This window comes from Pseudomonas sp. S11P7 (genome assembly GCF_023195435.1).
GTDB classification, from domain to species: Bacteria; Pseudomonadota; Gammaproteobacteria; order Pseudomonadales; family Pseudomonadaceae; genus Aquipseudomonas; species Aquipseudomonas fluorescens_G.
The window spans coordinates 4,817,804-4,838,051 of record NZ_JALPKS020000002.1; the positions used below are offsets into that span (position 1 = coordinate 4,817,804).

Annotated in this window: 13 protein-coding genes and 4 pseudogenes; 11 read left to right on the plus strand and 6 right to left on the minus strand. The window is 61.9% G+C overall.

Annotated elements, in window-relative coordinates:
- Nucleotides 1-52 precede the first annotated feature (52 nt).
- Nucleotides 53-250, minus strand: a complete 198-nt coding sequence (locus M0746_RS22230) for a heavy-metal-associated domain-containing protein (RefSeq protein ID WP_258450604.1) — start codon at nt 248-250, stop codon at nt 53-55.
- A 149-nt stretch (nt 251-399) separates the two neighbouring features.
- On the opposite strand from M0746_RS22230, the gene M0746_RS22235 reads away from it, so the two are divergent.
- From M0746_RS22235 to cueR, 3 genes are all read left to right on the plus strand, one after another.
- A complete protein-coding gene (locus M0746_RS22235; RefSeq protein WP_258450605.1) occupies nt 400-783 on the plus strand; it encodes a hypothetical protein in 384 nt (127 codons plus the stop codon).
- Nucleotides 784-965: 182 nt separating this feature from the next.
- Nucleotides 966-3,359, plus strand: a complete 2,394-nt coding sequence (locus tag M0746_RS22240) for a heavy metal translocating P-type ATPase (RefSeq protein ID WP_258450606.1) — start codon at nt 966-968, stop codon at nt 3,357-3,359.
- Nucleotides 3,356-3,769, plus strand: coding sequence for a Cu(I)-responsive transcriptional regulator (gene cueR, locus M0746_RS22245; RefSeq protein WP_258450607.1), 414 nt, complete (start codon nt 3,356-3,358; stop codon nt 3,767-3,769). Before M0746_RS22240 ends, cueR begins: the two co-directional genes overlap by 4 nt.
- On the opposite strand, the gene M0746_RS22250 is transcribed toward cueR, so the two are convergent.
- Nucleotides 3,723-4,931, minus strand: a complete 1,209-nt coding sequence (locus M0746_RS22250; protein WP_258450608.1) for an MFS transporter — start codon at nt 4,929-4,931, stop codon at nt 3,723-3,725. The genes cueR and M0746_RS22250 overlap by 47 nt on opposite strands.
- A 423-nt stretch (nt 4,932-5,354) precedes the next feature.
- Between M0746_RS22250 and M0746_RS22255 the strand changes: the two are divergent.
- Nucleotides 5,355-6,349 (plus strand): annotated as a pseudogene (locus tag M0746_RS22255) (IS110 family transposase).
- 92 nt (nt 6,350-6,441) lie between these two features.
- Here M0746_RS22255 and M0746_RS22260 read toward each other — a convergent pair.
- The gene (locus tag M0746_RS22260) at nt 6,442-7,338 is read right to left on the minus strand and encodes a PA4780 family RIO1-like protein kinase (RefSeq protein ID WP_090281144.1); all 897 of its coding nucleotides are present in this window, start codon (nt 7,336-7,338) and stop codon (nt 6,442-6,444) included.
- A gap of 603 nt (nt 7,339-7,941) precedes the next feature.
- Between M0746_RS22260 and M0746_RS29585 the strand changes: the two are divergent.
- A pseudogene (locus M0746_RS29585) lies at nt 7,942-8,874 on the plus strand (cache domain-containing protein); the annotation flags it as partial.
- 258 nt (nt 8,875-9,132) lie between these two features.
- A pseudogene (locus M0746_RS29590) lies at nt 9,133-9,732 on the plus strand (methyl-accepting chemotaxis protein); the annotation flags it as partial.
- Between the two features lie 219 nt (nt 9,733-9,951).
- Here the strand turns inward: M0746_RS29590 and M0746_RS22270 are convergent.
- Nucleotides 9,952-11,228: pseudogene (locus M0746_RS22270) on the minus strand (acetyl-CoA C-acetyltransferase).
- 231 nt (nt 11,229-11,459) lie between these two features.
- Here M0746_RS22270 and M0746_RS22275 point away from each other — a divergent pair.
- The 4 genes from M0746_RS22275 (at nt 11,460) to M0746_RS22290 (ending at nt 17,347) form a co-directional block, all read left to right on the plus strand.
- Nucleotides 11,460-12,812, plus strand: a complete 1,353-nt coding sequence (locus M0746_RS22275) for a 3-oxoacyl-ACP reductase (RefSeq protein WP_258450610.1) — start codon at nt 11,460-11,462, stop codon at nt 12,810-12,812.
- 2 nt (nt 12,813-12,814) lie between these two features.
- Entirely contained in the window at nt 12,815-13,669 is an 855-nt protein-coding gene (locus tag M0746_RS22280) for a MaoC family dehydratase (RefSeq protein WP_258450611.1), read from the plus strand.
- A gap of 301 nt (nt 13,670-13,970) precedes the next feature.
- Nucleotides 13,971-15,542 (plus strand): collagen-like triple helix repeat-containing protein, encoded by a 1,572-nt coding sequence (locus M0746_RS22285; protein WP_258450612.1) that lies wholly within the window; start codon nt 13,971-13,973, stop codon nt 15,540-15,542.
- Between the two features lie 134 nt (nt 15,543-15,676).
- Nucleotides 15,677-17,347, plus strand: coding sequence for a ShlB/FhaC/HecB family hemolysin secretion/activation protein (locus tag M0746_RS22290; protein ID WP_258450613.1), 1,671 nt, complete (start codon nt 15,677-15,679; stop codon nt 17,345-17,347).
- 935 nt (nt 17,348-18,282) lie between these two features.
- Here M0746_RS22290 and M0746_RS22295 read toward each other — a convergent pair.
- Both M0746_RS22295 and M0746_RS22300 read right to left on the minus strand, forming a co-directional pair.
- Nucleotides 18,283-18,684: a response regulator gene (locus M0746_RS22295; protein ID WP_090281126.1), complete on the minus strand. Its 402-nt coding sequence runs from the start codon at nt 18,682-18,684 to the stop codon at nt 18,283-18,285.
- Between the two features lie 71 nt (nt 18,685-18,755).
- Nucleotides 18,756-18,962 carry a Flp family type IVb pilin gene (locus tag M0746_RS22300; protein WP_090288410.1) on the minus strand — a complete coding sequence of 69 codons (207 nt, stop codon included), beginning with the start codon at nt 18,960-18,962 and terminating at the stop codon, nt 18,756-18,758.
- A gap of 338 nt (nt 18,963-19,300) precedes the next feature.
- Between M0746_RS22300 and cpaB the strand changes: the two genes are divergently transcribed.
- A complete protein-coding gene (gene cpaB, locus M0746_RS22305; RefSeq protein ID WP_258450614.1) occupies nt 19,301-20,242 on the plus strand; it encodes a Flp pilus assembly protein CpaB in 942 nt (313 codons plus the stop codon).
- The last annotated feature ends 6 nt before the right edge of the window (nt 20,243-20,248 follow it).

Below are 20,248 nucleotides of genomic sequence, written 5' to 3' on the forward strand. Positions count from 1 at the left end.
CTAGCCGCGCCCGGACGCCTTGAACATTCCGATAGCTCGCTAACGATCAATTTCAGACGAGCTTCACCGCATACCCTTCTGCGCTGATCGCTTCGATGATCTGCGCGGCATCCAGCCTGCTCTCGACGCCGACCTCTTTACTCGCCAGATCGACGCGCACACTGGCCGCCGGATCCCTGGTCTGCACGGCGTTGGTGATGGCTTTGACGCAATGGCCGCAGGACATGCCTTGAACGTTAAAAACTTGCATGGGATGACTCCTTTGAGTGAGGTTGTCGGCAGTTTCGAGCTTGCCACGATGGCAAGGTCAAGTTCTGGCAAAAACTGCCGGGCTGGCAATCGGCGCCGCGCTCGGCCAAGCTGCGTACATCAATGACTTCAATTGCAGGAGATGCAGCCATGCGCTGGTCAGCTTTCAGCCTGTTTGGCTTTCTCGGTCTCTTCACCGCCGTCGCGCCCGTGCACGCTGTCGGGGAAGACTACGCGGTACTGATCATTTCCCGCGAGCGCTTGGAAGTGGCGACCTCGTGCGAAATTGGCGTGTACATTCAGGATCAGCTCTCGGCGCGACTGTTTCAGGAGCAGAGCACTTCGTTCAATCTGCCGCCGGGTAATGTTTCTTTGCGCTTGAAGCTGTTGCCGGGGCAAGTACCCGGTTGCAATCCGGGCTTGCTCGCACCCCGCTCCCAGGACATAAAGCTGCAAGCGGGCGATATACAGAAGTACCGGATAGCGATGAATCAGGAAGGCATGTACCTCAAGCGTGCCGATCTCGGTTACTGAGCCGACCTGAACCTGTGGGAGCGAGCCTGCTCGCGAATACGGTGCCGATCGTTCCCACGCTCTGCGTGGGAATGCAGCCATGGACGCTCTGCGTCCCAACGATCAATAAAAAAACAGGTACTTGACCTTGCCCGCATGGCAAGGTTGATCCTTGCAGGCATCTACTGCAGGGAGTACGACCGATGTCCGATTCCACCACTTTCGATCTGCCGATTGCCGGCATGACCTGCGCCAGTTGCGCCGGGCGTGTCGAGCGCGCCTTGAGCAAAGTCAGCGGCGCCCATGCCATCAGCGTCAACCTCGCCACCGAACAGGCCCGCGTGCAGGCGCCGGGTGACAGCCTGCCGGCGTTGTTGGCAGCGGTGGAGCGCGCCGGTTACAGCGTCCCGCAGCAGACTATCGAATTGAATATCGACGGCATGACCTGCGCATCCTGCGTCGGCCGCGTCGAGCGCGCCCTGAACAAGGTCGCCGGGGTGAAAAGCGTCAGCGTCAACCTGGCCAACGAACGCGCACACCTCGAATTGCTCGGCCAGGTCGATCAGCAAACGTTGCTCGATGCGGTGAGCAAGGCCGGTTACGCCGCCAGCGTCTGGCAAGCCGAATCGGCGAATACCGATAACCAGCAACAGCGCCTCAAGCACGAGCGCTGGGCACTGATCTGCGCAGTCGCCCTGGCCCTGCCGCTCGTGGCGCCAATGTTGCTGCAACCGTTCGGCCTGCACTGGATGCTCCCGGCCTGGGCGCAATTCGCCCTCGCCACGCCGGTGCAATTCATTTTCGGCGCACGTTTCTATGTCGCCGCGTGGAAAGCCGTGCGCGCCGGCGCCGGCAACATGGACTTGCTGGTAGCCCTCGGCACCAGCGCCGGTTACGGCTTGAGCGTCTACGAATGGGCTACCGCCGCCGGACGCATGCCGCATCTGTATTTCGAAGCCTCGGCGGTGGTCATCGCCCTGGTGCTGCTCGGCAAATACCTGGAAAGCCGCGCCAAACGCCAGACCGCCAGCGCCATCCGCGCCCTTGAAGCGTTGCGCCCGGAACGCGCGATTCAAGTGATCGACGGCCGCGAGCAGGACGTCGCCATCAGTGCCCTGCGCCTCAATGACGTGGTACTGGTCAAACCCGGCGAACGCTTCCCGGTCGACGGCGAAGTCATCGAAGGCCAGAGCCATGCCGACGAAGCGCTGATCAGCGGCGAAAGCCTGCCGGTGCCGAAACAACCCGGCGACCCGGTCACCGGTGGCGCGATCAACGGTGAGGGGCGCTTGCTGGTGCGCACTCAAGCGCTGGGCGCGGAAAGCGTACTGGCACGGATCATCCGTCTGGTCGAAGACGCGCAAGCGGCGAAAGCGCCGATCCAGAAGCTGGTGGATAAAGTCAGCCAGATTTTCGTGCCGACGGTGTTGCTGATTGCTCTGGCGACGCTGATCGGCTGGTGGCTCTACGGCGCGCCGATGGAAACCGCGCTGATCAACGCCGTCGCGGTGCTGGTCATCGCCTGCCCATGTGCGCTCGGCCTTGCCACGCCGACCGCGATCATGGCCGGCACCGGTGTGGCGGCGCGCCACGGCATTCTGATCAAGGACGCCGAAGCACTGGAGCGCGCCCATGCCGTCAGCAGCGTGGTGTTCGACAAGACCGGCACGCTGACGTCGGGCACACCGCGTATCGCCCATTTCAGCGCGATTGATGGCGACGATGACACCTTGCTGAAACTGGCTGGGGCGCTGCAACGCGGCAGCGAACATCCATTGGCCAAAGCGGTGCTGGATGCCGCCGCCGAACGCGGCCTCGATGTGCCGAATGTCAGCGACAGCCAGTCGCTGACCGGGCGCGGCATCGCCGGGACGCTGAACGGCCAGCGTCTGGCCCTGGGCAACCGGCGCTTGCTCGAGGAAAGTGGATTGAGCGCCGCACCACTCAATGACAGCGCCACGGCCTGGGAAACCGAAGGCCGCACCTTGTCGTGGCTGATCGAGCAGAGCCCGCAGCCGCGCGTGCTTGGACTGTTCGCTTTCGGCGACACCCTGAAACCCGGCGCGCTGCACGCCGTGCAACAGCTTGCAGCGCGCAATATCCACAGCCATCTGCTGACCGGCGACAACCGCGGCAGTGCGCGAGTGGTCGCCGAGGCGCTGGGCATCACCCATGTCCACGCCGAAGTGTTGCCGGCAGACAAAGCCGCTACCGTCACCGAACTGAAGAAGACCGGCGTAGTGGCGATGGTCGGCGACGGCATCAACGATGCGCCAGCCCTGGCCGCCGCCGACATCGGTATCGCCATGGGCGGCGGCACCGACGTCGCCATGCACGCCGCCGGCATCACCCTGATGCGCGGCGACCCGCGACTGGTGCCGGCAGCGCTGGAAATCAGCCGCAAGACCTACGCCAAGATCCGCCAGAACCTGTTCTGGGCCTTCGTCTACAACCTGATCGGCATTCCGCTGGCAGCGTTCGGTTTCCTCAATCCGGTGCTGGCCGGCGCGGCCATGGCCTTGTCGAGCGTCAGCGTGGTGAGCAATGCGCTACTGTTGAAAACCTGGAAACCCGACGAACTGGAGGAACAGCGATGAACATCGGCCAAGCGGCCCGGCAAAGTGGCCTCAGCGCAAAAATGATCCGCTATTACGAGTCGATCGGTTTGCTCAAACCGGCCCATCGTACCGACGCCGGCTACCGCGTCTACGGTAGCGATGACTTGCATACATTAGCGTTTATCAAGCGCTCGCGGGACCTGGGTTTCTCGCTGGAAGAGGTCGGCAAGTTGCTGACCTTGTGGCAGGACCGCCAGCGCGCCAGCGCCGATGTGAAGGCCTTGGCGCGCCAGCACATCGACGAGCTGAATCAGAAGATCCGCGAGCTGGGCGAGTTGCGCGACACCCTGCAGGATCTGGTCGAACACTGCAACGGCGACCAGCGTCCCGACTGCCCGATTCTCAAGGAACTGGCGTCGGGCTGCTGCGCGCAACCCGCGCGCGCCTGAGCGCCAACCCTTTCAGCACCAGCAGCGTGCCGAGGGGAATGCCGTGGAACAGCATGACCACGGCCCCCGGTGCCCACCACTCGTAGAACGGTGCAGCAATGAGCATACCGATGCCGAAACCGGTCATTTGCAGCAGGGTCAGGACGCTGAAGATCGGCAGGCGCAGTTGCTCGGGCTCGCGTTGCAGGCGCGACATCAGGCTGACTTCGGACATCCCGTCACCGAGGCCGGCCGGCAAGGCAAACAACAGCAAGCCATACAGGCTGTGCTGCTGGAACATCAGGATGAATCCACAGGACATTACGGCCACGCCGAGAAAATAGCGGCGCTGCAGATCGCTGTTGTCCGTAGCCTTGAAGCGACTGGCAATGCGCGCACCGAGCAGCTTGCCGCAGGCCCACACCGCCAGTGCCAGGCCCAGGGTGGTGCTCGCCGACTCGGGCGTGAGCAGTTTCGAAATGATCGGGAAGCCAACGTTGTGTGCGGCGCTGCCGAGGGTATCGGCCATGGTCACCGCGAGCATCGCCGCGACCACCGGGGCACCGCGCAGACCTTTTTTGAGGGCGGTCCATTCGCCGCGTCCGGGTGCTGGGTCGTCCGTCGTGGCGGCAAAACGCAGCGGCACAATCAACAGCGCGGCCAATACATAGGTCAGCGCATTCAGGGCGAACACCGTTTCGAAACCAAACCCCGCCACCAGCAAACCGGACACCAGACTGCCGCCGACCATTGCCGCCGATGAGGCTGATGTGATCCAGGCATTGGCCTTGAGCAACTGCGCCGGCTCGATCAAGCGCGGGAGCTGGCTGTTCACGCCAATCGCGAACATCGAATTGCCCAAACCGAGCACGAAGGCGATCAGCGGCAGCAGCAGCGCTTGTTGACCGACTGGCACAATCAGCAGCAACGCCAGTGCGCCGGCGCGCAGCAGATCAAAGGCGATCAACGGCACGCGGCCGCTGCAGCGGCGGTAGAACGCGGTACCGATCAGACTGGCAAAAATCCCGCCGCCGACGCGGCTGGCGAGGAAAATGCCGACGCTCATGGCGCTATTGCTCAGCAGGTAGACGTAAGTGGCCAGCGCGACCATGTTGAGGAAAGCGCCGAAATCGGAGATCAGCCGGGCGCTGACGATCAACTGGAGGTTGCGTGGGGTGGTCACATTCAGTCCTTGAGTGTGGTTGGAGCCGGTGAGAGTCCCATACAACTTCCTACAACACCACAACCCCTGTAGGAGTGAGCCTGCTCGCGATTGCGGCGGTTCAGCCTATGGAGATGCTGACTGTGCTGACGCTATCGCGAGCAGGCTCACTCCTTGTATGTTGCCCTCACACCAGTCGATTGAGATCTAAGCTCGCTGGTGCGGACATACGAAGATGTGTTTCTGGGGGAGACCGATCACTCCTAAAGGCAGGACTTGCTCCTGACCTTGTCTGTAGAGAGGTCCCCCCGCCTCATTGCCCACCACGAAGAGTATCGAGAAGCCGACAAGTCGGACTTCGCATTACAAGGTTGCAGTGGCATGAAGTTCGAGGTCAGGGGAACCAGGATACATTTCTAACCCAGTTCACTCGGAGTTGAAAGCATGAGCATGCATGTCGGTTTGGATGTGGGGTCTCGCACGACCGCCATGGGCTGGCGCAAAGACGGCCGTTTTGCAGGTGCCTGCAACATCGACCAAACGCCCGCCGGGCGCAAAGCAGCGGTCAACAGATTGCTCGAGCTCAAGCCTTTATCCGTAGTGATGGAGGCCACCGGCATCTATTACCTGGATTTGGCCATGGAACTCACTGCGGCGGGTTTGCCCGTTTCGGTTATCAACCCGAAGAGCTTTCATAACTTTGCCAAGCTGATGTTGAAAAACAGCAAAACCGATGCGATCGATGCCCAGCTGCTAGCTGAATACGGCGAACGCATGAGTCCAAAATTGTGGACGCCGCCCACGACCATACAGCTGGAACTGCGGGCTATCGGAAGGCATATCAATCGTTTGACGTGTCATCGCACCCGAGCCAAGAACGAGCTGCATGCGCTGAAAGCTACTCAAACAACCGTGAAAATGCTGATTGAAGACGAAGAAGAAGCCATTGAAGCTTTTGACAAGCGAATCGAGCGTTTCAGGCTCGCAGGTCGGGCGCTGATCGACAATTGCCCAACCCTAAGCGCCCAGTTCGGGCACATGATCGCAGCGCCAGGCATGGGCGAAATTTCAGTATTTTCGGCATTGGCTGAATTGACGACCTTGCCAGTGACGCTTAAGTCCGCCCAGGTCAGCCGACATGCAGGGCTCGATGTGCGGCTTACGCAATCAGGTACCAGCATCGATAAACCTGGACGGATAAGTAAGGGCGGAAACGCCTACCTACGCTCAGCGATGTATATGCCAGCGCTGACTGCCATACGTTGCGACAGTAACGTGAAAGCCTTTACGAAGCCTTGATCGGGCGAGGGAAAAGAAAGATGCAGGCCATCATCGCCGTCATGCGCAAATACCTGACCGGCTTGTGGGCCTGTATGCGAGCCGGCGAAGATTTCAATACGGCCAAGCTTTTTAGCGAGAAACACCTCGCAAAAGCTTGACCGTGAACAGAGTATCTACAGGGGATTCGTGGTGCATTGGCAACGGAGCAGGCACAAAAAACCCGGCCGAAGCCGGGTTTCTGTTCACGCAATCACTGCATCCACGGCGGTGGAGGTGGTTCCTCGGACTTGCCTTTGGGCTCGTCGTCCGCCGCGCGGATGGCCTGCTTGCGTTCTTCGTCGAGGCGCGCCGCTTCGATCTCGCGCAGCACCCCGCCCACATCGGCGAGGTCTTCCGGGTCATCGAACTCGCCGGTCAGCACGCTGTTGGGGTGCAAGGTGCCGGCTTCGTACAGTGCCCACATTTCCTTGGCGTATTTGGTCTTCTTCAGCTCCGGAGCGAAGCGACCGAAGTACGAAGCCATGTTGCCAACGTCGCGCTCGAGCATGCTGAACGCGTGGTTGTTGCCGGCGGCGTCGACCGCTTGCGGCAGGTCGATGATCACCGGGCCGGTCGGCGTCAGCAGCACGTTGAACTCCGAGAGGTCACCGTGCACCAGACCGGTACACAACATCAGCACGATCTGCGAAATCAGGAACGCGTGATACTCGCGCGCCTGATCCGGCTCCAGCACCACGTCGTTCAGACGCGGCGCAGCGTCGCCGAACTCGTCGGCCACCAATTCCATCAACAGCACGCCGTCGAGGAAATCGTAGGGTTTCGGCACTCGAACACCGGCACCGGCCAGACGGAACAGCGCCGCCACTTCGGCGTTCTGCCAGGCGTCTTCGGTCTCCTTGCGACCGAACTTGGAGCCCTTGGCCATCGCACGAGCCTGTCGGCTGTTGCGCACCTTGCGGCCTTCCTGATACTCGGCCGCCTGGCGGAAACTGCGTTTGTTCGCCTCCTTGTAGACCTTGGCGCAACGTAACTGATTGCCGCAGCGCACCACATAAACAGCTGCCTCTTTGCCACTCATCAGTGGGCGCAGCACTTCGTCGACCAGACCGTCCTCGATCAGGGGTTCAATGCGTTTTGGAGTTTTCATCAGCTTTTATTGTGGGTCCTTTATTACCAAACACGCGAATGTCACTCGTTATACGGCAATCCTCGCATCACGGGGAGGGGGTGCCGACCTGTGAACGTAGAGAATGCACACACTGTGCCGGATTACAGGGCCAACTCTGCGCTTGCGCATCGACCGATGCGAATCATAGCCGAGCCCGACGAGTTTGTTGGTCCCCGTCTGCAAGGGCATTTGCGACAGAATCTGACATTGGCCCCCGACTACCCTTCGGCAGATTTTTTCCGCGCCGCCTCAATTTCCCGTCTGCGCAGCCGAAGCCCTGAATGACAGAGGGATCTGTTCGACAATCGTTCCATAACAACCTGCGATGCCGCGCCCAGGGAAACGGGTGATCCACAACGTTTTCGGCTGCCAATAAACCACAAGTCATCTGCACTGCGTGGGCCTACAAGAAAATCTGGAGCGCGGATGAACATCAAACAGAAATTGACGTGGGCGTTTGCAATCATCGCCTGCTTGCCGGTAGTGCTGGTCGCCACCCTCGTGGTCATGAACCTGCGCAGCGATGCCCGGGACAGTTTTGTCGACAGCAGCGGCCGCGAGATCCGCCAGGTCAGCAACGCCATGCAGTTGTTTTTTGACGGCATCAGCCAGAACGTCGATTACCTGGCGTCGCAACCGCTGATCAAGAACACCGACGACAGCCTCAAGACCTACATGAGCGCCAACGCCGAAACCATCCCGCAGGGCGAGATGGACAAAAAGGTCTTCGCGTTTCTGCAGGACCTGGGCAACGCCCACCCCGCTTATGCCTACGCAATTGTCGGCACCGCTGCCGGCGGTTACGTGTCGTGGCCGGACGATCCCAAGCTGAACAATTACGACCCGCGCCAGCGCCCCTGGTACAAGGCCGCCCAGGCCAAGCCGGGCAAACCGTTTCGCACCGCGGCTTATTACTGGGCGCAGGACGATGCCACCTACGTCAGCACCGTGCGCACCATCGACAACAAGCTCGGCAGCAACGGCGGCGTGGTCAGCATCGACGTGACGCTCAAGCAGCTCACCGAAATCGTCAAACAGATCAAGCTCGGCGACAGCGGTTACCTGATGCTGCTGGAAAACAGTGGCACGGTGCTGGTCGATCCGAAACAGCCGGAACACAACTTCAAGCCACTCGACAGCCTCGGCGACGGTTATGCGCAACTGGCCAAGGCCGGCAAAGGGCTGGTGGAAGTCGAGCTCAACGGCGAGCGCTACATGGCCAACGTCTGGCCATCGGAGCAACTGGGCTGGACTTTCGTCGGCCTGATCAAGCAGAGCGATGTGATGAGCTCCGCCACGCAACTGACCTGGTTGATCGCAATCATCGCTGCGGTGCTTGCCGTGTTGTTCGCCGTGGTCGGCGCCAGTTTCGCCAGCCTCATCGTACGGCCGATCCGCAGCGTCGCCAGTGGCCTGGAAGGCATCGCTCAGGGCGAAGGCGACCTGACCAAAAACCTCGATATCCGTGGCAGCGACGAAACCGCGCAACTGGCCAACTGGTTCAACCAGTTCCTGACGGCGATCCGCAGCCTGATCCAGCACATCGGCGGCGCGGCGGGGAAAATTCTCGCCACCTCGCAGAGCTCGACCCAGGTATCCAGCGACATGGCCGAAGCCGCCGGGCGACAGCGCGAAGCGGTCGACATGGTGTCGACGGCCTTCCATGAAATGGTTGCCACCGCCAACGAAGTCGCGCGTTCATGCAGTCAGGCGGCGGACTCCGCCGACAGCGGCCAGCGTCAGGCGCGGCAGGGCCAGCAACAGATCGATGCGGCGGTGCACAGCGTCGATCAGTTGAGCCAGGAACTGGAGCAATCGGCGCAGTCGATGCAGCAACTGGAGCGCGACAGCAACGATATCCAGTCGATCCTCGGCACCATCCGCTCGATCGCCGAACAGACCAACCTGCTGGCGCTTAACGCCGCCATCGAGGCTGCGCGTGCTGGTGAGCAGGGCCGCGGGTTCGCCGTGGTCGCCGACGAGGTTCGCGCGCTGGCCAAACGCACCGCGGATTCGACGGCCGAGATCGACGGTTTGCTCGGCAACCTGGCCAAGCGCACCAGCCAGGTCACCCAACAGATGCACGCCAGCCTGCAGGTCTCGCAGCAATCGGTGACGCGCATCGGCGAGGCACGCGAAAGCTTCGGGCAGATCCGCGAATCGGTGGACGTGATCCGCGACATGAACACGCAGATCGCCACGGCGGCGGAAGAACAGCACCAGGTGGCTGAAGACATTAATCGCCACATCAGCCAGATTCACGGGGATGCGCAATTGGTGGCGGAACTGGCTAATTCGGCGAGGCTGGATTCGCAGAGTCTGGCGGGGTTGTCGAATGAGCTGGATGGGTTGGTTCGACGGTTTCGGACCTGACCTCAAAAGCCCCTCACCCCAGCCCTCTCCCAAAGGGAGAGGGAGCGGACCGAGGTATCTGGCGCCTTACATCGACCTGAAAGACCGTGTCGAAATGGAATTCTCCAAATCGGTTCGTTTCTGGATTCAGCACAATTCTCTCAGGTCGGCGTACCTCTAAAGCATCCCCCAATCAGTCCCCCCTCCCCCGGGAGAGGGTTAGGGTGAGGGAAAGCTCTCTCAGCGTTCAACAATCGCAGTCACGCCCTGCCCACCCGCCGCACAAATCGAGATCAACCCACGCCCCTTCCCCGCCGCATCCAGCAACTTCGCCAGGTTCGCCACAATCCGCCCACCGGTTGCAGCAAACGGATGACCCGCCGCCAGCGAGCTGCCCTTCACATTCAGCCGGCTGCGGTCGATCGAGCCCAGCGGCGCGTCGAGGCCCAGGCGGGTCTTGCAGTAGTCGAGGTCTTCCCAGGCCTTGAGCGTGCACAGCACTTGCGCCGCAAACGCTTCATGAATTTCGTAGTAATCGAAGTCCTGCAGGGTCAGGCCATTGCGCGCCAGCAAACGCGGCACCGCGTACACCGGGGCCATCAGCAGACCTTCGGCGCCGTTGACGAAATCCACCGCCGCCGCTTCGCCGTCTCGCAGGTAGGCGAGGATCGGCAGGCCCCGCTCCCTGGCCCATTCTTCAGTGCCGAGCAGCACCACCGAGGCGCCATCGGTCAGCGGTGTGGAATTGCCGGCGGTCAGCGTGCCTTTCGCGCTTTTTTCGAAGGCCGGTTTCAGGCTCGCGAGTTTTTCCAGGGTCAGATCCGGGCGCAGGTTGTTGTCACGGGTCAGGCCGAGAAACGGTGTCATCAGGTCGTTGTGCCAGCCTTCGCTGTAGGACGCAGCGAGTTTTTGATGACTTTCGAGCGCCAGTTGATCCTGTTCTTCGCGGGGATCTGCCAGGTCTGCGCCATCAACTCGCAGTGTTGCCCCATCGACAGACCGGTGCGTGGCTCGCCGATGCGCGGGAAATCCGGGATCAGATGTCGGGGCCGAAGTTGTAAAAAGGTTTTCAGTTTGTCGCCGGTGTTCTTGGCGCGGTTGGCTTGCAGGAGAATCTTGCGCAAGCCTTCGCTGACGCTGATCGGCGCGTCCGACGTGGTGTCGACGCCGCCAGCGATGCCGCAGTCGATCTGACCGAGGGCGATCTTGTTCGCCACCAGTATCGCCGCCTCCAGACCGGTGCCGCAGGCTTGCTGGATGTCGTAGGCCGGGGTGGCCGGTGACAGGCGCGAGCCGAGTACGCATTCGCGGGTCAGGTTCATATCCCGTGACAATTTCAGTACCGCGCCCGTGACCACCTCGCCGATGCGCTGGCCGTGCAGGTTGTAGCGTTCGATCAGGCCTTCGAGGGCGGCGGTGAGCATCGCCTGATTGCTGGCCGTGGCGTACGGTCCGTTGGAGCGGGCGAAGGGAATACGGTTACCGCCGATGATCGCGACGCGGCGCAGCTGGGTCATGAATAACTCCTTTTCACAATACACGTGGAGCCCTGTGGGAGCTGGCTTGCCAGCGATGGGGCCGGCACATCCAATATCCTCGGTGGCTGACACTACGCCATCGCTGGCAAGCCAGCTCCCACAGGGTAGGTGGTCTACTCTGCTTTGCAGCGTAGGCCTTATTGCGCTGATCGAACGATTGATTGCCGTCGGCAGTCCACACTTTGAACCCCAACTTCTGGAGAGCGTTCCATGTCTGACCGCTATATCGACTTCGCCAACTCGTCCCTCGGCCATCGTCTGGTCGGGGCGTTGGGCCTGCCGTCGCCGGTGCGGCTGGAACGCTGGCAGGCCGGGCGCCTGCGGCCGGTCGAGGGCGCGCTGCTGATCGGTGGCGGGCCGCTGGCCGAGCGCATCAGCGTATTCGCCAATCGCTTGACCGATGGTATCTACCGCTACGGCGAACAACCGGCGAGCGCCAGCGAATGGATACCCGGTCATGGGCCGAAACTCAAGGCGGTGGTGTTCGATGCCAGCGCATTGCAGCACACCGACCAGCTCAAACAGCTGCGTGAGTTTTTCCAGCCGCTGCTGAAGAACCTCGAACACAGCGCGCATCTGGTCATTCTTGGCCGTGCGCCGGAAACCCTCAGCGATCCGTTTGCATCAAGTGCACAGCGCGCGCTGGAAGGCTTTTCCCGCTCGCTGGCGAAAGAGCTGCGCAGCGGCGGCACGCTGCAACTGATCTATGTCGGCGAAGGCGCCGAAGATCAGCTGGAAGGCCCGCTGCGGTTTTTCCTCTCGCCGAAGAGCGCGTTCATCTCCGGCCAGGTGATTCGCCTCAGCCCCTGCGCTACGCCGGTCAGCGACTGGACGCGACCCCTGGCCGGGCGTAAAGCGCTGGTGACCGGTGCGGCGCGGGGTATCGGCGCATCGATTGCCGAAACCCTCGCCCGCGATGGTGCCGAGGTGATTCTGCTCGACGTGCCGCCGGCCAAAGCCGATCTGGAAGCCCTCGCCGCTCGCTTGGGCGGGCGCAGCATCACCCTGGATATCTGCGCTGAAGACGCCGCCGCGCAACTGATCGAACAGCTCCCCGACGGCCTCGACATTCTGGTGCACAACGCCGGGATCACCCGCGACAAGACCCTGGCCAACATGACCCCGGAATTCTGGGACGCGGTGCTGGCGGTCAACCTCAATGCCCCGCAAGTGCTGACCAAGGCCCTGCTCGACAGCGGCACCCTGCGTGACAACGCGCGGGTGGTTCTGCTCGCCTCGATCAGCGGCATCGCCGGCAACCGCGGGCAAACCAACTACGCCGCAAGCAAGGCCGGGTTGATCGGTCTCGCGCAGGCCTGGGCGCCGACCCTGCTGCCCCGCGGTATCAGTATCAACGCCGTCGCGCCGGGTTTTATCGAGACGCAAATGACTGCGCACATTCCCTTCGGCCTGCGCGAGGCCGGGCGCCGCATGAGTTCGCTGGGCCAGGGCGGCCTGCCGCAGGATGTCGCCGAAGCAGTGGCGTGGCTGGCACAACCGGGCAGCGGCGCGTTCACCGGCCAGGCGCTGCGGGTCTGCGGTCAAAGCGTTCTGGGGGCTTAGGCATGAGCATCGAATGGCGCACGCTGGACCGCGAACCGAACCTGCCCGCGCTGTATGCAAGGGCGGCGACGCGACGCAAGATCACTGGCACGCAATTGCCCGGCCGAGGTTTGCGCTGCTGGGTCGACATCGATGGCAAACGTCTGGCGGCGTATCGCAAGGTCTGCGGCTTCACCGATGACGGTTTGCTGCCGCCGACGTATCCGCACATCCTTGCCTTCGCCTTGCAGATGCAATTGCTCACTGACAAAGAATTCCCGTTTCCGCTGCTGGGGCTGGTTCATCTGAGCAACCGCATTCGCGTGCTGCGACCGCTGGGCGCGGTCAGCCGGGCGCAGGTCAGCGTACGCGTGAACAACCTGCAAGCGCATGCCAAAGGCGCGACGTTCGATCTGTTGACCACGCTGGATGATCAGCTCGGGCCATTGTGGGAAGCGCAGAGTCAGATGCTCTGTCGCGGCGTGAAACTCGACGGCGAGCCCGGCGAACAAACCTGGCAACCCGCGCAAGCCCTGTTGGAGGTGGCGCACTGGCAAGCGCCGGCGGACATCGGCCGGCAGTACGCGAAAGTCTCCGGCGACTACAACCCGATTCACCTGAGCGCTGCCAGCGCAAAACTGTTCGGCTTCCCCACTGCCATCGCTCACGGTTTGTGGAACAAGGCGCGCACGCTGGCGGCACTGTCCGGGCATCTGCCAAAAGCCAATCTTGAAATCGCCGTGCATTTTCGCAAACCGGTGCGCCTGCCAAGCGATGTGACATTGCTGGCGAGTGCGGCGGGTTCCAGTGGCGAGTTGCGGCTGGTTGGCAGCGGGGAACTGGAGCACATGGTCGGCCAGTGGCAGCCGATCGCCTGAGCGGATCGAGCGGTAAAGCCGTTAATTGTGTGTATATAACTTAAGTTTTTCGCCCGTCACTCCCCCTGTTCAAAAAGTCGAAGCCTTGATTTTCAAGGCTTTTTTTTGCGCGTTTAGTACCGCGGTATTAGTCCTAAGGCAGTGCGCTGCGGCACTTGTATAAAGGCGTTAATACCAACTTGAGAATGGTGCGAAATCATCCATCGACTGAGATTAGAGCCATGGACGAGGCATCGCCGACAACAGATCGGCGGGCCATCGAAGGCAACGTAACGTTGTGACAGGTGCAGGAATCTCGATCATGAAAACTCAAGAAGCGTGGTGCAAATCGGCAATCGCTCTGGCATTGATCCTCTCCCTCGGCATCGCCGGCTGCAGCAGCGGCGGTGGCGGCCATCGCAGCAGTTCGGGCAGTTCGGGCGGTGCAGCGGCGGACGGCACGGCTGGCACCGACGGCTCCGGTGGCGCAGGCGGCACTGCTGGCGGTGGTGATACCGCAGGCACCGGTGGTACTGGTGGTACTGGTGGTGGAACCGGTGGCACTGGCGGAACCGGCGGCGGCACCGATCCGACCAATCCAACCAACCCGACTGATCCCACCAATCCGACCAACCCGACCGCACCCGCGCTTGTCACCACCACGCTGGTGCAGGACGTCGGCAAAACGGTCAGCGGTGTCGGCGATGGCGTCGGTCAGATCGGCGACTCCCTGAGCGGCGTACCAGTGGCCGGCGGCATCGTGCAAAGCGCGGCCAACACGGCAGGCAACGTAGTCAGCACACTGGGTGACGGCGTCAGCAACGGCATCGGCAAACTGGCCACCGACCCGAAAGGCCTGACCACGACCGTGGCCTCGGTCGGCGGCGTGGTGTCGGATGTCGGCGACGGCGTATCGGACCTGAGCGGCAAATTGGCCAGCGCCACCAGCAGCGTGCCGGTGGTGGGCGGCGTGGTTACCAAAGTGGCCCCGGTACTCGACGGAGTCGGGGTGAAAGTCACCATGCTCGGCGACACCCTCAACACCACCCTGAGCAACGGACCGACCAGCCAGCTGACCAATAAAGTCGGCAGCAGCCTGGTCCCGGTGATTGCCATGGTCGAAAGCACCACCGACAAACTCGGCGATGCCACCGGCCTCGGCGATCCGCTCAAAGGCGCCGTGGCGCAAGTGGGCGGCGCGGTGAACTCCCTCGGCGGTAAAGTGACCGGCGCTGGAAGCGGCAATGCGCTGACCAACACGCTGGGCGGTGCGCTGAGCAACACCGGCACGGCAGTTGGCAAAGCCGGTGGCCTGGTGTCCAACGGCAACGGTTCGGGCACTGGCGGTGGTCTGGGTGGCGGCCTCGGCGGCACCGGCCTGCTGCAGACTGTCGGTGGTGCGGTGGTCAACGTCGGCACGGGTCTCAATGCTGGCAACACCAATGGCGTGGTCAGTGCCGGTGGCGTGACCGCTGGCGGTCTGGGCAACACCATCGCTTCGCTCAACACCGTACTCGGTGGCTCCGGTACGCCGATCACCGCCACCACGTCACCGCTGGCCACCGTCGGCGCCGCTGTGGGCGCAGGTCTGAACCCGGTCACCAGCGCCGTCACCAGCGTCACCCAGCAAGTCGGCGCCGCCACTGGCCTTGGCTCACCAGTAGCCGGCCTCACCGGTCAAGTCGGCGGCGCGGTCAGCAGTCTCGGCAACAGCATTGCCGCGACCAACAACCCGGTCACCACAGCGGTCGGTGGTCTGGTGACTAACGTCGGCGGTACCGTGGCGGCAGTCGGTGGCCTGGTCAACGGCGGCACTGCCACTGGCGGCACAACTGGCGGTCTGGGCGGGGTACTCGGTGGTCTGACCGGCACTCTGGGAGGCAACAAACGCTAAATTGCACCTGGCCGATTCGACGGCCATACCTACAGCGCCTACGCTTGGTTGAGGGCGGAAGATTCCCACGAGTCTTCCGCCTTTTTTCTCAGGAAAAACCCGCCCAGTGCTGCGATCTGACCATGGAGTGTCCTATGCGCGTAATGGCATCCCTGCTGCTGCTCAGCCTCACCTCCACCGCCTTCGCCGACACCCTGCCCAGCTTTCTCAACAGCAACGAAACCATCCGCAACCTGCCCCAACCGAACCTGCCGGCCGACGCCTATCGCCCGAGCGCGACGCCGCTGCAAGTGCCGGACCCCGGCGCGACTGCCGCGCAGCCCTTGCTGATGGAAACCAAAGTCAATCTTAAGACCGTGCAGATCGAAGGCGGCACGATCTACCCGCTCAACGAACTGGCCGAAGTCTACAAACTGCTGATTGGCCGGCAAACCAGCCTCGCCGACCTGATCGAAGCCACGCGCAACATCACCCGTCGCTATCAACAGGACGGCTACCTGTTGTCCTACGCATTTTTGCCACAACAGAACTTCGACGACGGCGTGGCCCGGGTGGTGCTGGTGGAAGGCTACGTGCGCGATGTCCAGATGCAGGGCGACGTCGGCCGGGTCAAAGGCCTGCTCGACAAACTGGCGGCAAAAATTCAGGCCGAACGGCCGCTGACCCGCAAGACCTTCGAGCGTTACACCACGCTGATGACGCGTATCCCCGGCGTGACCATCCAGGCCCAGGTGCCACCGCCGGGCACCACCGATGGCGCCACCACGCTGATCGCCCAGGCCAGCCGCAAACCGTTCACCAGCACCCTGAGCACCACCGAAGACAACCGCAACGGCCCGCAGGCCCTGCTCGGCGTCAGCAGCAATTCGCAGACGTCGCTGGGCGAGCAACTGAGCCTCAGCGGCCTGTTTCCACCGGGCGATGACAAAGAGCATTACTACCGACTCGACTACAGCCAGTTCCTCGACAGCGAAGGCACCCAACTGAATCTTTCGGCCTCGCGCTACCGCGCCGATCCCGATACCGAAGTGCTGGTCAACGGCGGCGGACGACTCAGCACCCACCGCGAAAACGACCGCTACTCGATCGGCTTCAGCACACCCTTGATCGCCTCTGCCAACGAACTGCTGACCGCCGGCTCACGCCTCTATGCCGTCGACGACAAGACCCGCTACGACGGCATCAACTTCCCGTTCAGCACCGAATTGCGCACCGACGTCCGCGCCCTCGCCTTCGAAGGCGACTGGCGCAAGGCCGACGCCCGCCAACTGCGTATCCTTAGCGCCGGCGTCTACCAAGGCTTCGACAGCCTCGGCGCGAACACCAACTACGACGACATCGACCTGGACTTCTTCCGCGTGCGCCTGTCGGGCGTGCAGAGCGACAAATTCCTCGACAACTGGCAAGGCGTCCTCTCGGCCGCGCTGTACTGGAGCGACGACACCCTGCCCGACAGCGAACGCGCGGTATTCGGCGGCCAGAACTTCGGCCGCGGCTACCCCGACGACCAGGCCTCCGGCGACAAGGGCTGGGGCGTGGCATACGAGGTCAACTACAGCTTCAACCGCGACGGCAACTGGCTGCGCATCCTGCAACCGTACGTCGTCCTCGACCGCTCGCGCAGCTGGTTCAACCAGTTGCCAGTGCAGGCCAACAACCTCTCCTCGACCGCCATCGGCCTGCGGTTTGGCGACGCCAGGTACTACAACATATCGCTGGAAGTGGCCAAGGCCATGTCCGATGAAGCGCTGGACACGTTGAATCGCAAACCGCGGTATAGCGTCAGTTTCAGTTATCAGTTGTAGGGGGAGGATGTTCGCGATGGTGGTTCGAGAGGCAGATTGTTTTGGCTGAGCTGCCGTATTCGCGAGCAGGCTCGCTCTCACAAATGGACTGGGTGCATTCTGGAAAATAGTGGTCGGCTGTGAGGCCGCCATCGCGAGCAGGCTCACTCCTACAAATGGACTGGGTGCATTCTGGAAAATAGTGGTCGGCTGTGAGGCCGCCATCGCGAGCAGGCTCACTCCTACAATTGGACTTTGTGCTTTCAGTTAAAGGTTAGGTGGCTGGGAGGACGCCATCGCTGGCAAGCCAGCTCCCACAGGTTTTGCGCTGATTTCAGATCGGTGCACGGTTTGTGGGAGCCAGCCTGCTGGCGATGAACGCGGTGATCTCGCGGATCGGGCCTGGAAGCCAAAAGCCGACCCTCACCCTAGCCCTCTCCCGGAGGGAGAGGGGACTGACCGAGGTGGATGTGAGAGATACGCCGACGTGAAATACCGAGTCGTACGCAAACTTCAAAGCCAACCAAAATCGGCTCCCTCTCCTAGGGGAGAGGGCTGGGGTGAGGGGCAAATACACCGCAAATCCAAAGCCATGCGCCGCTTCTCACCACTCAATAGGCCGAGTGTCAGCTCGCCTGCTTTTGATCTTGATTCACCGGCGACATCGGAAGGCTGAGTGGAGGGATTGATCCGGGCGTGGGAGCGCAGCGACCGTACGACGAAGTCGTACACAGCGGAAGGAGGTGCAGCGAAGCAAACCGTAGCCGCTGCGCCCGGATCGATCCCGGAGCGAAGGGACCCGAGCCTGCGAGGGCCGTACGTAGGAGCTAGCGTTTTTTGCTTACTTTTTTGGGCGCTTGTAAAAAAGTAAGTCGCCGTCAGGGCGAAACCGCCAGCCGGCAAACCCGAAGCAACGGATAAACCCCAAAAACCCGGTCGGCCCACAGGCCGCCGCGTCACCCACCCCGAACCTTGGGGAACAAATTATCCAGCGTCTCAAAAAGCCGAACGTGATAAATCGGCTTGCGAAACAGATCCAGTACCTGCAACCGCAACATGTCGCTGACATCCTCCATATCCGCATGCCCCGACATCACAATCACCGGCAAATGCTCCCGAGACGTATGCTCACGCAACCGCCGGATCAGCGACATCCCCGACTCCTCCGGCATGCGCAGATCAGTAATCACCAACGCAATGTCCGGATGCCGGGTCAGATGATGCAACGCCTGCTTCACCGACGTCGCGGTATGACAGACAAAGTCCTCCCCCTCTAACAACTCCGCCAACTCCAGCAACGCGTCCTCTTCATCGTCAACCAGAAGCAACTGCTGGCGGGGCATAGGGAGAGAATTCATGGGCAATCCCTGAAAACTGAAAGTAAACCAGAGTGTAGCCCGAGATCAGCCAACGGCGACCCACACCGCGATCACGGTGTCGGCCTGGTTACAGCGGTCCCATCCAGACTGGTCAGAATGTTGTTGAAGATCGCCAGCACCCGGTCGCCCAACGGGGTAACAAACGCCACGACCACTACGGCGACCATCGCCACGACAATCGCATATTCAATCGCCGAAGCGCCCTCCTCGCTCTTGAACAACAAACGGGCCTTGGCCATCAGATATTCCAGATTCATGCCCAACATACGCCTGCTCCTTCGCGCCTCTGGCGCCGACATCACCACCGCGGCAAGGTTCCACCGTGCAACCTGAGCATTGTCAACAAACCCCCGCCCAACAACTGTAAGAACGGATTAATCACAAAGCATTAATCCATGCCTGTGGGCGCCTTTTTCTGCTGTTAATTGGCCAGGAGCCATACTTTAGTGGGTTATTTGCCTGTCATTAATGGCGCTTTTGTGCAGATCAGCTAGCGTGCAAATAGCGAAATAGTTGCATGTTCATAGCTGCAGAATCGGGAATTTCTCTCGTTAACACGTTCGACGGGTAGTGCAGCAGGAAAGGGAGAGCCGTCATGAACAGTCGCGTCACCATGGCCCTTGCCGCCATCCTCTTGCTGGGCGCGATTTTTGTCGGTTATTGGGGGCTGGTCCTCAGTCGACAGCCGGCCCCCGTCGCGCAAGCACCGATCGCCCCGGCGGTCAGCGTTGAAAACACTGTCGCGATCGCCGAAGACCAGACTCGCCAACCGGTGGTGGTGCTGCTGCACGATGTGCCGCCGTTCGCCGCACTGACGGCGGCCGATGTGACCGTGGAAAAACTGCGCAGCGCGCCGGCCGGCAGTTTGAGCAATGTCGATCAGGCCATCGGTCGCACACCCTGGCGCGGCTTGAGTGCGGGCACCTGGCTCAACGATGAAAGCTTCAACGCCGGCGGTGCACTGGCGCGGATGATCCGCAGCGATGAACGCGCGCTGACCGTGGCAGTTGACGAGGTTATTGGCGCGGCCGGGCAATTGCTGCCCGGCGATTACGTCGATGTGTTGCTGTACCTGCGTCAGGACGCCAGTAACCCGCAGCAGTCGGCGCAAATCGTCCTGCCGGCGATGCGCGTGCTCGGCGTTGGCGAGCAGTACGGCCTGACCAACGATGGCCAACCGGCCACGCCGGCGCTCAGCGCCGAAGACAAACTCAGACAGGATCAACGCCGCCTCGCCGCACGCACGGTGGTGCTCGCAGTGCCGCAGCAGCTGCTGAGTCGCCTGATGCTTGCGACCCAGGCCGGCACCTTGCGCCTGGCCGTGCGCAGCAGCGAAGAACAACGCCTAGCGAGGTACTGGGCCGGTGAGAAACAGTCCCCGACACACCTCGATAACGCCAACAGCCAGCTCTTCCAGTTCACCCAACTGGCCATGGGCAGCGCAGCGAAAACACCGTCCAGCAGCGGCTCAAACGCAATCGCGCGCCCTGCGGTGGAAATCATCCGCGGCAATCAGCTCAGCCAACAGAACCCATGACAGCGC

Bases quoted from the DNA above. Each gene is read 5' to 3' on its own strand.
- cueR (WP_258450607.1), top strand. From the start codon at position 3,356: ATGAACATCGGCCAAGCGGCCCGGCAAAGTGGCCTCAGCGCAAAAATG.
- M0746_RS22300 (WP_090288410.1), bottom strand. From the start codon at position 18,962: ATGAATCTGGAATATCTGATGGCCAAGGCCCGTTTGTTGTTCAAGAGC.
- M0746_RS22280 (WP_258450611.1), top strand. From the start codon at position 12,815: ATGAGCATCGAATGGCGCACGCTGGACCGCGAACCGAACCTGCCCGCG.
- M0746_RS22230 (WP_258450604.1), bottom strand. From the start codon at position 250: ATGCAAGTTTTTAACGTTCAAGGCATGTCCTGCGGCCATTGCGTCAAA.
- M0746_RS22290 (WP_258450613.1), top strand. From the start codon at position 15,677: ATGCGCGTAATGGCATCCCTGCTGCTGCTCAGCCTCACCTCCACCGCC.
- M0746_RS22285 (WP_258450612.1), top strand. From the start codon at position 13,971: ATGAAAACTCAAGAAGCGTGGTGCAAATCGGCAATCGCTCTGGCATTG.
- M0746_RS22235 (WP_258450605.1), top strand. From the start codon at position 400: ATGCGCTGGTCAGCTTTCAGCCTGTTTGGCTTTCTCGGTCTCTTCACC.
- M0746_RS22275 (WP_258450610.1), top strand. From the start codon at position 11,460: ATGTCTGACCGCTATATCGACTTCGCCAACTCGTCCCTCGGCCATCGT.
- M0746_RS22260 (WP_090281144.1), bottom strand. From the start codon at position 7,338: ATGAAAACTCCAAAACGCATTGAACCCCTGATCGAGGACGGTCTGGTC.
- M0746_RS22240 (WP_258450606.1), top strand. From the start codon at position 966: ATGTCCGATTCCACCACTTTCGATCTGCCGATTGCCGGCATGACCTGC.
- M0746_RS22295 (WP_090281126.1), bottom strand. From the start codon at position 18,684: ATGAATTCTCTCCCTATGCCCCGCCAGCAGTTGCTTCTGGTTGACGAT.
- cpaB (WP_258450614.1), top strand. From the start codon at position 19,301: ATGAACAGTCGCGTCACCATGGCCCTTGCCGCCATCCTCTTGCTGGGC.